The organism is Pseudomonas carassii (assembly GCF_036324045.1).
Classification (GTDB): Bacteria; Pseudomonadota; Gammaproteobacteria; order Pseudomonadales; family Pseudomonadaceae; genus Aquipseudomonas; species Aquipseudomonas peradeniyensis.
On record NZ_JAZDCT010000013.1, the window covers coordinates 56,827 to 70,751 of the forward strand.

A 13,925-nucleotide genomic window follows, 5' to 3' on the forward strand; every position below is an offset into this window, starting at 1 on the left:
AGGGTTACGTGGGAGCGGGCTTGCCCCGCGATGGCTTCAACTCGCCCTGGGCAGGTCCGCCAGCACGCCTTCAATTTCAGCCAGCACCGCCGGATCATCCAATGTCGAGGGCGGCACGTAATCCTGCCCATCGGCGATCTTGCGCAGCACCGCCCGCAGGATCTTGCCCGAGCGGGTCTTGGGCAGGCGCTTGACCAGGCGCACGCGGTTGAAGCAGGCCAGCGCGCCGATCTGTTCGCGCACGCTGGCCACCAGCTCGCCCTGCAACTGCGCCTCGCCAATGCCCTGGCCGTCCTTGAGCACCACCAGCGCCAACGGCACCTGGCCCTTGATCTCGTCGTGCACGCCGATCACCGCGCATTCGGCCACCGCCGGATGGCGCGCCACCAGATCTTCCATTTCACCGGTAGACAACCGATGCCCGGAGACGTTGATCACATCATCGGTGCGCCCCATGATGTAGACGAAGCCGTCCTCGTCCAGGTAGCCACCGTCACCGGTGTGGTAATAGCCCGGGTAGCTGTGCAGGTAGGCCTGCAGGTAGCGCTCGTGATCGCCCCACAGCGTCTGGCTGCACCCCGGCGGCAACGGCAGGGCGATGACGATCGCGCCCTGCTGGTTGGGCCCCAGCGGCTTGCCGTCGTCGTCCAGCACCTGCACGTGATAACCCGGCACCGCGCGGTTGCTCGATCCCGGCCGTGCCGCGCTGCCTTCGAGGCCGACGCAGGGCGCGGTCACCGGCCAGCCGGTCTCGGTCTGCCACCAGTGGTCGTGCACTGGCTTGCCGCTGACCCGCTCCAGCCATTCATGGGTACTCGAATCAAGCTTCTCTCCGGCCAGGAACAACTGGCGCAGCGAGCCGAGGTCATGGCGGCGGATCAGTTCGCCTTCCGGGTCCTCCTTGCGGATCGCACGCATGGCGGTGGGCGCGCAGAACAAGCCATTGACCTTGTACTGTTCAACCACCCGCCAGTAGGCCGAGGCATCCGGGGTGCGGATCGGCTTGCCCTCGTAGAACACCGTTGTGCAGCCGCTCATCAGCGGCCCATAGACGATCAGCGAATGGCCGACCACCCAGCCCACATCGGAAATCCCCCACCACACATCACCCGCCTGCATGCCGTAGACATGGCGCATGGCGTAGCACAGAGCGACCGCGTTGCCGCCGTTCTCGCGCACGATGCCCTTGGGTTTGCCGGTGGTGCCGGAGGTGTACATGATGTACAGCGGGTCACCCGCGTCGAGCGCCACCGGTGCCACCGGCTCGGCGCCGACCAGTGCCTGCTGCCAGTCCAGGTCGCGCCCGGCCTGCAGGTCAGCGCGCGCCTGCGGGCGTTGCAGCACCAGTACATGCCGTGGTTGATGGCGGGCCAGCTGCAGGGCGCGATCGACCAGGGGCTTGTATTCGATCACCCGGTCGAACTCCAGCCCGCACGAGGCCGTAAGCAGCAGTGCCGGCCGGGCATCATCGATGCGCAGGGCCAGCTCGTTGGCGGCAAAGCCGCCAAACACCACCGAATGCACCGCGCCGATGCGGGCGCAGGCGAGCATGGCCATGGCCGCCTGGGGCACCATCGGCATGTAGATGATCACCCCGTCGCCCTTGCCCACGCCCAATGAGCGCAACAAGCCAGCCAGGCGCGCGACTTCGTCACGTAGCTGGTTAAAAGTGAAAGCCTGCTGCACACCGGTCACCGGCGAATCGTAGATCAGCGCCAGCTGTTCGCCGCGACCCTGTTCGATCTGGTGGTCGAGGGCCAGGTGGCAGCTGTTGAGGCGGCCGTCGGCGAACCAGCGGTGGGTGCCGTCGGCATTCTGCTGCAAGGTCTGGGTCGGCTTGCGCTGCCAGGCCAGCTGCTCGGCCTGGGCCTGCCAGAAGGCGGCGGGATCGGAAATGGAATGGGCGTAGCTGTGCTGATAGGTCATTGGTTCGCAACCCGGTACTTGTTGTTATTGAAGGGCGAACCATGAGTATGGACCGGGGTGATGGCGCCGCCATCGGACTTAAGTCGCAACCCATATGCAGATTTGCCGCACCCGAGCGCTTACAATGCTCGGCCCTGAATACAGAACAGTCCCATGCATACCCTCGACGACCTGCGCGCCGGCCGCCTGCGCGGCATCACCCGCCTGAACCTCTGCCAGGAACTGACCGATTTTCCCCGGGAGATCTTCGACCTGGCCGACAGCCTCGAGGTGCTCGACCTCACCGGCAACAGGCTGAGCGACCTGCCCGCAGACCTGCACCGCCTGACCCGACTCAAGGTGCTGTTCTGCTCCAACAACCGCTTCACCCACCTGCCCCACGCCATCGGCCGCTGCCAGGCGCTCGAGACGGTGGGCTTGCGGAGCAACCGCATCACCCGGGTCGACGCCCAGGCGCTGCCGTCCTCGCTGCGTTCGCTGGTGCTCACCGACAACGCGCTGGAACAACTGCCCGAAGCCTTGGGCGACTGTGCTCACCTGCAGAAACTGATGCTCGCCGGCAATCGCCTGCGCAGCCTGCCGGACAGTCTGGCGCGCTGCGAACGACTGGAGCTGCTGCGCATCGCCAGCAACCGCCTGCAAGCCCTGCCCGGCTGGTTGCTGCGCATGCCGCGCCTGGCCTGGCTGGCGTATGCCGACAACCCACTGCCGCCGGGCCTGGTGGCGCCCGCCGCGGACGGGCACTGCCCTGTGTTGCACTGGCAGGACATCGACCTTGGGCAAGAACTCGGCCGCGGCGCCTCCGGGGTGATTCACCGTGCCCACCTGCGCGGCCAGGATGCCCCGGTGGCGGTCAAGCTGTACAAGGGCGCGATCACTAGCGATGGCTCGCCGCTGGCGGAAATGAGCGCCTGCATCGCCGCCGGTGACCATCCGCAGCTAGTGCGCCTGGCCGGACGCATCGACGACCACCCGCAACAGCTGTCGGCCCTGGTGATGCAACTGATCGACGCGCACTGGTCGAACCTGGCCGGTCCTCCGAGCCTCGACAGCTGCACCCGCGACCGCTACCCGGACAACCGCCGCCTGAGCTTGCCCGCCCTGCGTTGCCTGGTCGGCGGCATCGCCTCGGTCTGCGCCCACCTGCATGAACGTGGCTTGAGCCATGGCGATCTCTATGCCCACAACATCCTGTTCGACGACGATGGCCAGTGCCTGCTGGGGGACTTCGGCGCCGCCTCGTTCCATCCGCAGGACGGCGGCGCCCAGGCCCAGGCGCTCGAACGCCTGGAGGTGCGCGCCTTCGGCATCCTCCTGGAGGAACTGCTGCAGCAGTGCGCCGAGCAGGAGCACGCGCTGCAGGCACTGGCGCTAAGCTGCCAACAGGCCGATGTGATGGCTCGCCCGTCCTTCGCCAACCTGGCGGCGCAATTGCGCGCCTGAGCGCCCCACAACGGTGCAAAGCCTCTAGAATAGGCCACCCCTCCAGCCACAGAACCGCGCCATGGATATCGAGCAGGCCCGCACCTTCCTGGAAATCGTCCGCTGCGGCAGCCTGGTCGCCGCCGCCGAGCGCCTGTTCGTGTCGCAGACCGCGATCAGCGCCCGGGTCCAACGCCTGGAGCAGCAACTGGGCTGCCAGCTGTTCGTGCGCAGCCGTAATGGCGCCAGCCTCACCAGCGACGGCGAGGCGTTCGTCACCTATGCCAACCAGCTGGTGCAGACCTGGGAAGCGGCGCGCCGCGACCTGCCGCTGCCCCAGGGCTGCCAGCAGGTGCTGCACGTGGGCGCCGAAGTGAGCCTGGGCAATCCGATGCTGCTCGACTGGGTCAGCGCCCTGCATCAAGAGCTGCCCAGCCACGCCATCCGCAGCGAGGTCAGCGACGGCGATTCGCTGCTGCGCAAGGTGCAGATGGGGCTGCTCGATGCCGCGCTGGTCTACCAACCGACCTATGGTCCGGGCCTGCAGGTCGAGCAGTTGATGGAAGAGAAGCTGATCCGCGTGCGCCGGGTCGATGCGCCCGATCCCTATGTCTATATCGACTGGGGCGAGGCGTTCCGTCGCCAGCACGATGCCGCCCTGCCCGACTTGTCACGCCCGGCCCTGAGTTTCAACCTCGGGCCGCTGGCCCTGCAGTTCATCCTCGACCGCGGCGGCAGCGGCTATTTCCGCACGCGGGTGGTGCAGGCCTACCTGCAGAGCGGCGTGTTCGAGCGCGTGCCCCAGGCACCGGAGTTCACCTACCCGACCTTCCTGGTGCATGCCCGCGAGCGTGACAGCGAGGCGCTGCAGCAGGCCTTCGCGGTGCTGCGCCGACTGGTGGCGGCCGGCGAGAGTGACTGGTCACAACGCTGGGACCCGCTGATCTGAGCCCGACGCGGCGGCGCTGAGCAGGTGTCGCTTGAGGCCGGCGATCAGGTCGGTCTGGGTGATTACCCCCACCAGGCGCTCGCCGTCGAGTACCGGCAGGCAGTGCAAGCCCTGCTCACTGAGCAAAGGCAACAAGCGTTCCAGCGGCTGCGCGCCGTCGACACTGACCACCCGGCGGCTCATCACCTGTTCCAGGTGCACGGGCTGGCGACGGAACAGACCACGCCAGCTGAATCGCCCACGCGCCATGGCCGCGCCGACCAGGTCGCTGAGGCTGACGATGCCGACCAGGCGGCCATCTTCCAGCACCGGCAGGGTCTTCAGGTGATGCTCGGCAAGCATCCGCCAGGCCTGCTCCAGGGTGGTGGCCGGGGTAGCGGCCTGCACGTCGCGTGACATCACCGAGCGCGCGGTGATGCCGCCCAGGCTGCGCTGCAGGGCATGCTGCTCGGTGGCCAGGATGATGCGTTCCAGTTCGTCGCGAGTGACGTCGACGAATTCGCCGATCTCTGCCAGGGCCTGGTCCAGGTCTTCGCCCCGGATACCGACCCGCTCGCCCGCAAGGGGATCGTGAGTATGGTGCGGATCCTTGCGCGGCGCCGCGCCCTTGGGGTAGCGCACGCCGGTCAGACGGTTGTACAGCACCGCCACGCCCACCAGTACCAGCGCATTGAGCAGCACCGGCTCGAGCAGATGATCGCCCATGGCCACCAGGCCCGGATCGGCCAGCACCGCGCTCACCGCCACGCCGCCACCGGGCGGGTGCAGGCAGCGCAGCAGGCACATCACCAGGATCGCGACGCCCAGCGCCGCTGCCGCGACCCACAGGCCATCACCGAAACCGTGGCGCATGGCCAGACCCACCACGCCGGCCAGGGCATAGCTGCCCAGCACCGGCCAGGGCTGGGCCAGGGGCCCGGAGTGCACGGCGAACACCAGCACCGCCGAGGCCGCCAGCGGGCCGAGCAGGTGCAGGGCGATGGATGGGCCGTAGGCCAGGCTGCACAAGTAGCCGGCGAGAAACAGGCCGAGCAGCGCGCCGAGGCCAGCGCGCAGCCACTCTTTTGGGGGAATGTTCAGGGGCGCCGGAAGCAGGCGCTGCAAGCGGGATGGGGGACGCGAGGCAGGCATCGGGGTATTCGGATCGTGTTCTTGTGCGGAAAAAGAAAGCCCAGCGCGACCGGCCTGGGCCCTGTGTTGCGCAATGCAATGGCGCAAGGGGCTCCGTCCATGGAGAGATGGAAACCGCAGGGTTTCGTGGGGAGGGATTGTGCCGGGAGTGGACAGTGACGGGCCAATTCAAAAAACTGCGGCTGTACTGCAATTTTTTTGCAGGGTTGATCCGCCTTTCTTCAAGGCATGCACCATCCCTGTGGGAGCGGCCTTGCGTCGCGAAAGGGGCGCGCAGCGGCCCCAGGATCTTTACATCATGCAAAATCGCCGGGGCTGCTGCGCAGCCCTTTCGCGACGCAAGGCCGCTCCCACAGGGAATCGCATACGCCGATGTAAAGGATGTCTCCGGTCGTACGCCGATCAACGTCCTTTGCGCGGCAGTTCGATACTGACCCGCAGCCCGCCCTGGGGGCTTTCCAGCAAGGCGATCCGCCCGCCCCAGGCCTCGACGATATCGCGCACGATGCCCAGCCCCAGGCCATGGCCGTCGACCTGCTCGTCCAGCCGCGAGCCGCGCTCGAGCACCTGCAGGCGCTGCGTCTCGGGGATGCCCGGACCATCGTCGTCCACCCACAGCCGGTAACCCTCGGCGGTCGCCGCGATACCCAGGCGCACTTCGCTGTCGGCCCATTTGCAGGCGTTGTCCAACAGGTTGCCAAGCAGCTCCAGCAAGTCCTCGCGGTCCCAGGGCAGCAACAGGCCAGACGGTACATCGCGCTCAAGCAGCAGGCCTTCGCCATGGATCATGCCCAACGTCGCCAGCAGCCCCGGCAACTCGGCGTCGCAGTCAAACTGCGCACCCGGCAGCGCGTCGCCGGCCAGGCGCGCGCGGTTGAGTTCGCGGGCCAGGCGCTGCTGGATCTGCGCCAGCTGCTCGCGCATCTGTGCACGCACCTCGGGCAATGCCTGCAGGCGCTCGCTGGCGGCCAGGCTGAGCAGTACCGCCAGTGGCGTCTTCAAGGCATGGCCGAGGTTGCCCAGGGCATTGCGCGAGCGGCGCAGGCTGTCCTCGGTGTGGGCCAGCAGGTGGTTGATCTGGTCCACCAGTGGTTGCAGCTCGCTGGGCACCTCAGCGTCCAGTTGCGAGCGCTGGCCCTGCTGCAACTGGGCGATCTGCTGGCGCGCCCGTTCCAGCGGGCGTAGCGAGCGGGTCACGGTGATGCGCTGCAGCACCAGCACCAGCAGCAAGGCCACCAGGCCCAGGCCCAGGCCGATCTGCTGCATGTGCCGGAAGCCCTCGCGCACCGGCGAATAGTCCTGGGCCACGCTGATCGAGATGTCCTGCCCCAGGCGTCGGTAATCGCCGCGATAGGCCAGCAGTTGCTGACCCTCGGGGCCCAGTTCGTGACCATCGTCCAGCCCCGGTTTGCCGGGTTTGGGCATGTCCATGTCCCACAACGAACGCGAGCGCCAGGTGCCCTGGTCGAAATCGATACGGAAGTAATAACCCGAGAACGGCTGCTGATAAGCCGCCGACAGCCGTCGCTCGTCCAGTTGCAGGCCGGACGGGCCGCGCACCAGCGCCACCAGCAGGTTCTCGCTTTCCTTGCGCAGGCCGGCTTCCAGGTAGCGTTGCAGGCCGGCCTCGAACAGCCACAGGGTCAACTGCGCCAGGGCCAGCCCCACCACCACCAGCACCGCCACCAGGCCCAGGCTCAGGCGCGCCTGGATCGACTTCACGCGGTGCTCCCGGCGTACACGTAACCCTGGCCGCGGCGGGTCTCGATCACACTTCGACCGAGCTTGCGCCGCAGATGGTTGACGTGAACCTCCAGCACATTGGAGTCGCGCTCGGTTTCGCCGTCATACAGGTGCTCGGCCAGATGGCTCTTGGACAGCACCTGCCCCGGGTGCAGCATGAAGTAGCGCAGCAGGCGGAACTCGGCGGCGGTGAGCTGGACATCGACCCCCTCGCGGCTCACGCACTGGCGCGATTCGTCCAGGTGCAGGCCGGCCGCTTCCAGCTTCGGCTGGTTGGCCAGCCCCTTGGCCCGGCGCAGCAGGGCCTGGATGCGCAGTTGCAGCTCCTCGGGGTGGAACGGCTTGCTCAAGTAGTCGTCGGCGCCTGCCTTGAGCCCCTCGATCCGCTCGGCCCAGGAGCCGCGGGCGGTGAGGATCAGCACCGGGGTGGCCAGGCCGGCCGCGCGCCACTGCGCCAGTACCTCGAGCCCCGGCAAGCCGGGCAGGCCGAGGTCGAGGATGATCAGGTCGTAGGGTTCGCTCTGGCCCTGGTACACCGCATCGCGGCCATCGGCCAGCCAGTCCACGGCGTAGCCCTGGCGTTGCAGGGCGGCGGTCAGTTCGTCGGCCAGGGGGACATTGTCCTCGACAAGCAACAGGCGCATTCAGTCGTCTTCCTCGTCTTTGAGCAACTCGCCGGTGCGGGCGTCGAGCTTGATCTCGCGCACCACGCCCGCCGGGGTCAGCAGTTCGACCTCGTACTCGTAGCGCTCGTGCTTCTCTTCCAGCTCCGCTTCCAGCAGCCGCGCCCCGGGGTAACGCCCCAGGGCGGACTCGAGCAGTTGCTCCAGCGGCAGGATGATGCCCTTTTGCCGAAGGGCCAGGGCTTCATCCTGATCCAGGTCGCGCGCGGCGGCCAGCGAACACACGACCATCAGGGCCAAGGCCAGGTAGCGTGCCGTTCGCGGTAGTGCAGGCATCAGTTGTCTCGCTCGTCCTTCAGGACTTCACCGGTCTTGGCGTCCAGGTCCACGTCCCATTCGACGTTCTGGGCATCGCGCAGGTCGACCTTGTAGATGTAGCGGCCATACTCGTTCTCGAGTTCCGAGTCGGTCACGGTGGCGCCGGGGTGCTTGGCGACGGCGGCGGCCTTGAGCTCGTCCAGCGACTTGATGGTCTTGGCGTTCACCAGCTTGACCACTTCGTCGGGCTGCACGTCCTTGGCGAAGGCGGCGTTGGCACCAAAAGCGAGGGCAGCGGCGGTGAACAGGGCAGTCAACGTTTTCATGAGGTTCTCTCCAGCGAGATATGTAATTTGTCTACGGGGTTAAGATTAACCACCGGTCCTTAACTCAACCTGAAAACAGCTGGCCGCATGATAGCGCAGCACGTCGGTGCCCGTACGCAGTCCCTTGTAGGAGCGGCCTTGTGTCGCGAAAGGGCCGCAGAGCGGCCCCAGGATTTCAGCGTTGATGCAAAGATTGCCGGGGCTGCTTTGCAGCCCTTTCGCGACACAAGGCCGCTCCTACAGGGGGACGTGTATGTCCGGCACCTCGGCAAGGCCGGCAAATCCCCTATACTGCCCGCCTGCCCCACCCGAGACCCCGCCATGAGCGCCATCCACATCAAGTACCCTGCCCTGACCTTCAAGGCCGGCCAGCGTGCCCTGCGGCAGATCCGCGAGCGCGGCCTGCGGGCCGCCGATGTCGGTGTGCTGCCCGGCGCCGCCGGTGGCCCCAAGCCGCTGGGGATCCAGGGCCTGGACCTGGCGTTGTTCGGTGAATGGCTGCCCAGCGCGCCGCGCCAACGTGCGCTGATCGGCGCCTCGATCGGTGCCTGGCGCTTCGCCAGCGCCTGCCTCGACGACCCGGTCGCCGGCATCCGCCGCCTGGGCGAGCTGTACACCGAGCAGGACTTCGCCAAGGGCGTGACGCCGAAAGAGATCAGCCAGAGCTGCCAGCGCATGCTCGACGACCTGCTGCAAGGCCGCGACGGGCAGGTCCTGGCCAACCCACACTACCGCCTGAACATCCTGGTGGTGAAGAGCCATGGCCAGCTCGCCCACGACCACCGCGGCCGCCTGGGCATGGGCCTGTCCTCGGTGATCGCCAGCAACCTGCTGGGGCGCTCGCGCCTGGGCCGGCATTTCGAGCGGGTCATCCTCCACGACCAACGCGCCGCGCCGCCGCTGGAGCCACTGACCGACTTCCCGTCGCGCTGCCTGCCGCTGGAGCTGACCAACCTGCGCCACGCCCTGCTCGCCTCGGGCTCGATCCCCATGGTCATGGAAGGCGTGCGCGACATTCCCGGCGCCGGAGCCGGCACCTACCGCGACGGCGGCCTGCTCGACTATCACCTGGACCTGCCCTACCAGGGCGACGACCTGGTGCTCTACCCGCACTTCACCGACAAGGTGGTGCCCGGCTGGTTCGACAAGGCCCTGCCCTGGCGCAAGGGCGACGCCACGCGCCTGCAGAACGTGCTGCTGATGACCCCGTCGCCGCAATACCTGGCCGCCCTGCCCTACGGCAAGCTGCCGGACCGCAACGACTTCAAGCGCTTCATGGGCGATGCGCCGGGCCGCAGGCGCTACTGGTACCAGGCCATGGCCGAAAGCCGGCGCCTGGGCGACGAACTGCTGGAGCTGATCGCCACCGGGCGGTTGCAGGATCAGTTGCAAGCCTTGTAGCGGGCATGCTGGTAGACTGCGCGCATCGTTGATTCACACAGAGTTATGCCAGCGTGGAAATCTTTAAGGAATTTACCTTCGAATCGGCTCACCGCCTGCCCAACGTCCCGGCCGGCCACAAGTGCGGCCGCCTGCATGGTCACTCGTTCAAGGTCGCCCTGCACCTGACCGGCCCGCTCGATCCGCACACCGGCTGGATCCGCGACTTCTCCGAGATCAAGGCGATCTTCAAGCCGATCTACGAGCAACTGGACCACAACTACCTGAACGACATTCCGGGCCTGGAAAACCCCACCAGCGAAGTGATCGCCAAGTGGATCTGGGACCAGGTCAAGCCGCTGCTGCCGGAGCTGTCGAAAGTGCGGATCCATGAGACTTGCACCAGCGGGTGCGAGTACACCGGCGACTGATCCGGTGGGTTCGCCGGCAAGCCGGCTCCTACGGGACGGTGCGTTCTTCGTAGGAGCCGGCTTGCCGGCGAAGCATCAGCCCTGCCCATCCCCTATGGCATCCCGCAAAAAGCTCGGCGCGATATAGCGCTGGTAATGCGCCTCCGACAGCAGGAAGAATTCCCGGTCGATGGCATCGCGCAACTGCGGCAGTTCCCAGTCGCGAAACTCCGGCAGCAGCGCCATCCCGTACGCCTCCAGGTCACGGATCATCCGCGCCCCACGGGCAATCAGCTGATACGCCCAGCAATACTCCGACTGGTGCGCCACAAAGCGAATCGCACGCTGCTCAAGCTGCTGACGCAGCAGCTCTTTGTCGAACACCTCCAGCTTGGCCATCATCACCTGCACCAGCAGTTGCTCCAGACGCAGCCAGACCGCGCGTTTCTGCTCGTCGTCGTAGCCGTTCCAGTGGATCACTTCGTGGTGAAAGCGCTTGCAACCGCGGCACACCAGGTCGCCGTAGACCGTGGAGCACAGGCCGACGCAAGGGGTCTTGATGGATTGATTGGACATGTAGAAACAACGGCTTGCCGGGGGAACACGGGTTGATGTTAGCCCTTTGTCTAACCAAGGTCACCCGTTAAAGTCATCTTCGCCGCCTTACTTTCGGCTTATTTTTGCCGTAGAATCACTCCGCCTTTTCAAGGCAACAATGTCCGTTGGAAGCTGTTTTCAAAGCGTCACGAGCACAGTTCATCCGGTAGAACGGCGTTGGCCCTGTCCATGCAAGCGCGCATGGCCATGGCCAACCCCTCATCAGCCTTCCGTTCTACAGGCGTAAAACTTTGAAAGCAGCTTCTGTAAGGATTCTCTGCGACCCTGGCTTGCCGGCCCAAAAAGCCGTCTTGAGCGCATGGGTGCATGGGAATGCTGGATGAGCGTCCCGGACTCCCTTTAGGGACCACTGATGAGGGTAATAACTGTGCTTGAAGCCTACCGCAAACACATCGAAGAGCGTGCCGCTCTGGGTATCGTGCCCCAGCCGCTGAACGCCGAACAAACTGCAGGCCTGGTCGAGCTGCTGAAAAACCCGCCGGCCGGCGAAGAAGCCTTCCTCGTAGACCTGATCACCAACCGCGTTCCGCCAGGGGTCGACGAAGCCGCCTACGTCAAGGCCGCATTCCTCTCCGCCGTCGCCAAGGGTGAAGCCAAGTCCCCGCTGATCGACCGCAAGCACGCCACCGAGCTGCTGGGCACCATGCAGGGCGGCTACAACATCGAGACGCTGGTCGCGCTGCTGGACGACGCCGAACTGGGCGCCGTCGCGGCCGAACAGCTCAAGCACACCCTGCTGATGTTCGATGCCTTCCACGATGTGGCTGAAAAAGCCAAGGCTGGCAACGCCCATGCCAAGGCCGTGCTGGAGTCCTGGGCTGCCGGCGAGTGGTTCACCAGCCGTCCGGCGATCGCCGACAAGTACACCCTGACCGTGTTCAAGGTGCCTGGCGAAACCAACACCGACGACCTGTCCCCTGCCCCGGACGCCTGGTCGCGCCCTGACATCCCGCTGCACGCCCTGGCCATGCTGAAGATGGCCCGCGACGGCATCGAGCCTTCGCAGCCAGGTTCGGTCGGCCCGCTGGCCCAGATCGAAGCCGTGAAAGCCAAAGGCTTCCCGGTTGCCTACGTCGGTGACGTGGTCGGTACCGGTTCCTCGCGTAAATCCGCCACCAACTCGGTGCTGTGGTTCTTCGGCGACGACATCCCGTACGTGCCGAACAAGCGCGCCGGTGGTTTCTGCTTCGGCACCAAGATCGCCCCGATCTTCTACAACACCATGGAAGACGCCGGCGCCCTGCCGATCGAATTCGACTGCACCAACCTGGGCATGGGCGACGTCATCGACGTGTACCCGTTCAAGGGTGAAGTGCGCCGTCACGGCAGCGACGAACTGGTCACCAACTTCGAGCTGAAAACCGAAGTGCTGCTCGACGAAGTCCGCGCCGGTGGCCGTATCCCGCTGATCGTCGGCCGTGGCCTGACCGAGAAAGCCCGCGCCGAACTGGGCCAGGCCCCATCGGACCTGTTCAAGAAACCCGAGCAGCCAGCCGCTTCGACCAAGGGCTTCACCCTGGCGCAGAAGATGGTCGGTCGCGCCTGCGGCCTGCCGGAAGGCCAGGGCGTGCGTCCAGGCGCCTACTGCGAGCCGAAGATGACCACCGTCGGTTCCCAGGACACCACGGGCCCGATGACCCGCGACGAGCTGAAAGACCTGGCGTGCCTGGGCTTCTCCGCCGACCTGGTGATGCAGTCCTTCTGCCACACCGCGGCCTATCCGAAGCCGATCGACGTCACCACCCACCACACCCTGCCAGACTTCATCCGCACCCGTGGCGGCGTGTCGCTGCGTCCAGGCGACGGCATCATCCACAGCTGGCTGAACCGCATGCTGATGCCTGACACCGTCGGCACCGGTGGCGACTCGCACACCCGCTTCCCGATCGGCATCTCGTTCCCGGCCGGTTCCGGCCTGGTAGCCTTCGCCGCCGCCACCGGCGTCATGCCGCTGGACATGCCGGAGTCGATCCTGGTTCGCTTCAAGGGCAAGCTGCAGCCTGGCATCACCCTGCGTGACCTGGTCCATGCGATCCCTTACTACGCCATCCAGAAAGGCCTGCTGACCGTCGAGAAGAAAGGCAAGAAGAACGCCTTCTCCGGCCGCATCCTGGAGATCGAAGGCCTGAACGACCTGACCGTCGAGCAAGCCTTCGAGCTGTCCGACGCCTCGGCCGAGCGCTCCGCCGCCGGTTGCACCATCAAGCTGCCGGAAAAGGCCATCGCCGAGTACCTGCAGTCCAACATCACCCTGCTGCGCTGGATGATCGGCGAAGGCTACGGCGATGCCCGCACCCTGGAGCGTCGCGCCCAGGCCATGGAAGCCTGGCTGGCCAAGCCTGAGCTGCTGTCGGCCGACGCCGATGCCGAATACGCCGAGATCATCGAGATCGACCTGGCCGACGTCAAGGAGCCTGTGCTCTGCGCGCCGAACGACCCGGACGATGCCCGCCTGCTGTCCTCGGTACAGGGCGAGAAGATCGACGAAGTGTTCATCGGTTCGTGCATGACCAACATCGGTCACTTCCGCGCCGCTGGCAAGCTGCTGGACAAGGTCAAGGGCGGTATTCCGACCCGTCTGTGGCTGGCCCCGCCAACCAAGATGGACGCCCACCAGCTGACCGAGGAAGGCTACTACGGCATCTACGGCAAGGCTGGCGCGCGCATGGAAATGCCAGGCTGCTCGCTGTGCATGGGTAACCAGGCACGTGTGCAGACCGGTTCGACCGTGGTCTCCACCTCGACCCGTAACTTCCCGAACCGTCTGGGCGACGCCACCAACGTGTACCTGGCCTCGGCCGAGCTGGCTGCGGTCGCTTCGATCATCGGCAAGCTGCCGACCGTCGAGGAGTACATGCAGTACGCCAAAGACATCGACAGCATGGCTGCCGACGTCTACCGCTACCTGAGCTTCGACCAGATCGCCGAGTTCCGCGAAGCGGCGGCCAACGCCAAGATCCCGGTGGTGCAGGCGTAAGCTGAGCAGTACGTTGTAAGCGAAAGCCCCGGTAGCGATACCGGGGCTTTTTTGTTGGATTTACGGTCCTGTCGCAGGGCTAGCCCGCTCCCACCTCAGCAT

The 13,925-nt window shown here is 66.1% G+C and carries 12 protein-coding genes; 5 read left to right on the plus strand and 7 right to left on the minus strand.

The window, feature by feature from the left end:
• Positions 1 to 36: 36 nt before the first annotated feature.
• A complete protein-coding gene (locus tag V0R62_RS11885; RefSeq protein WP_330103863.1) occupies positions 37 to 1,926 on the minus strand; it encodes a propionyl-CoA synthetase in 1,890 nt (629 codons plus the stop codon).
• A gap of 153 nt (positions 1,927 to 2,079) precedes the next feature.
• Here V0R62_RS11885 and V0R62_RS11890 point away from each other — a divergent pair, with 153 nt between their 5' ends.
• Positions 2,080 to 3,369 (plus strand): leucine-rich repeat-containing protein kinase family protein, encoded by a 1,290-nt coding sequence (locus V0R62_RS11890; RefSeq protein ID WP_330103864.1) that lies wholly within the window; start codon positions 2,080 to 2,082, stop codon positions 3,367 to 3,369.
• Positions 3,370 to 3,430: 61 nt separating this feature from the next.
• Positions 3,431 to 4,297: a LysR family transcriptional regulator gene (locus V0R62_RS11895; RefSeq protein WP_330103865.1), complete on the plus strand. Its 867-nt coding sequence runs from the start codon at positions 3,431 to 3,433 to the stop codon at positions 4,295 to 4,297.
• Here the strand turns inward: V0R62_RS11895 and V0R62_RS11900 are convergent.
• From V0R62_RS11900 to V0R62_RS11920, 5 genes are all read right to left on the minus strand, one after another.
• Positions 4,271 to 5,428 (minus strand): HPP family protein, encoded by a 1,158-nt coding sequence (locus tag V0R62_RS11900; protein ID WP_330103866.1) that lies wholly within the window; start codon positions 5,426 to 5,428, stop codon positions 4,271 to 4,273. The genes V0R62_RS11895 and V0R62_RS11900 overlap by 27 nt on opposite strands.
• A gap of 402 nt (positions 5,429 to 5,830) precedes the next feature.
• On the minus strand, positions 5,831 to 7,150 hold the full coding sequence (locus V0R62_RS11905; RefSeq protein WP_330103867.1) for a sensor histidine kinase: 1,320 nt from the start codon (positions 7,148 to 7,150) through the stop codon (positions 5,831 to 5,833).
• A complete protein-coding gene (locus V0R62_RS11910; RefSeq protein WP_280083932.1) occupies positions 7,147 to 7,815 on the minus strand; it encodes a response regulator transcription factor in 669 nt (222 codons plus the stop codon). The genes V0R62_RS11905 and V0R62_RS11910 overlap by 4 nt, the downstream gene beginning before the upstream one ends.
• Positions 7,816 to 8,130: a PepSY domain-containing protein gene (locus tag V0R62_RS11915; protein ID WP_050705080.1), complete on the minus strand. Its 315-nt coding sequence runs from the start codon at positions 8,128 to 8,130 to the stop codon at positions 7,816 to 7,818.
• Positions 8,130 to 8,438, minus strand: a complete 309-nt coding sequence (locus tag V0R62_RS11920) for a PepSY domain-containing protein (RefSeq protein WP_050705079.1) — start codon at positions 8,436 to 8,438, stop codon at positions 8,130 to 8,132. Before V0R62_RS11920 ends, V0R62_RS11915 begins: the two co-directional genes overlap by 1 nt.
• Before the next feature lie 321 nt (positions 8,439 to 8,759).
• Here V0R62_RS11920 and V0R62_RS11925 point away from each other — a divergent pair, with 321 nt between their 5' ends.
• Positions 8,760 to 9,839, plus strand: a complete 1,080-nt coding sequence (locus V0R62_RS11925) for a patatin-like phospholipase family protein (RefSeq protein ID WP_330103868.1) — start codon at positions 8,760 to 8,762, stop codon at positions 9,837 to 9,839.
• Positions 9,840 to 9,892: 53 nt separating this feature from the next.
• On the plus strand, positions 9,893 to 10,249 hold the full coding sequence (gene queD / locus V0R62_RS11930; protein WP_023630589.1) for a 6-carboxytetrahydropterin synthase QueD: 357 nt from the start codon (positions 9,893 to 9,895) through the stop codon (positions 10,247 to 10,249).
• Positions 10,250 to 10,324: 75 nt separating this feature from the next.
• On the opposite strand, the gene V0R62_RS11935 is transcribed toward queD, so the two are convergent.
• Positions 10,325 to 10,804, minus strand: a complete 480-nt coding sequence (locus V0R62_RS11935; RefSeq protein WP_330103869.1) for a DUF1289 domain-containing protein — start codon at positions 10,802 to 10,804, stop codon at positions 10,325 to 10,327.
• Positions 10,805 to 11,213: 409 nt separating this feature from the next.
• On the opposite strand from V0R62_RS11935, the gene acnB reads away from it, so the two are divergent.
• Positions 11,214 to 13,823, plus strand: a complete 2,610-nt coding sequence (gene acnB, locus V0R62_RS11940) for a bifunctional aconitate hydratase 2/2-methylisocitrate dehydratase (protein ID WP_330103905.1) — start codon at positions 11,214 to 11,216, stop codon at positions 13,821 to 13,823.
• Positions 13,824 to 13,925: the final 102 nt, after the last annotated feature.

What these genes read in the sequence shown, in the direction of transcription:
- V0R62_RS11920 (WP_050705079.1), bottom strand. Translation starts at nt 8,438, where the DNA reads ATGAAAACGTTGACTGCCCTGTTCACCGCCGCTGCCCTCGCTTTTGGT.
- V0R62_RS11935 (WP_330103869.1), bottom strand. Translation starts at nt 10,804, where the DNA reads ATGTCCAATCAATCCATCAAGACCCCTTGCGTCGGCCTGTGCTCCACG.
- V0R62_RS11895 (WP_330103865.1), top strand. Translation starts at nt 3,431, where the DNA reads ATGGATATCGAGCAGGCCCGCACCTTCCTGGAAATCGTCCGCTGCGGC.
- V0R62_RS11890 (WP_330103864.1), top strand. Translation starts at nt 2,080, where the DNA reads ATGCATACCCTCGACGACCTGCGCGCCGGCCGCCTGCGCGGCATCACC.
- V0R62_RS11910 (WP_280083932.1), bottom strand. Translation starts at nt 7,815, where the DNA reads ATGCGCCTGTTGCTTGTCGAGGACAATGTCCCCCTGGCCGACGAACTG.
- V0R62_RS11925 (WP_330103868.1), top strand. Translation starts at nt 8,760, where the DNA reads ATGAGCGCCATCCACATCAAGTACCCTGCCCTGACCTTCAAGGCCGGC.
- V0R62_RS11900 (WP_330103866.1), bottom strand. Translation starts at nt 5,428, where the DNA reads ATGCCTGCCTCGCGTCCCCCATCCCGCTTGCAGCGCCTGCTTCCGGCG.
- V0R62_RS11915 (WP_050705080.1), bottom strand. Translation starts at nt 8,130, where the DNA reads ATGCCTGCACTACCGCGAACGGCACGCTACCTGGCCTTGGCCCTGATG.
- V0R62_RS11885 (WP_330103863.1), bottom strand. Translation starts at nt 1,926, where the DNA reads ATGACCTATCAGCACAGCTACGCCCATTCCATTTCCGATCCCGCCGCC.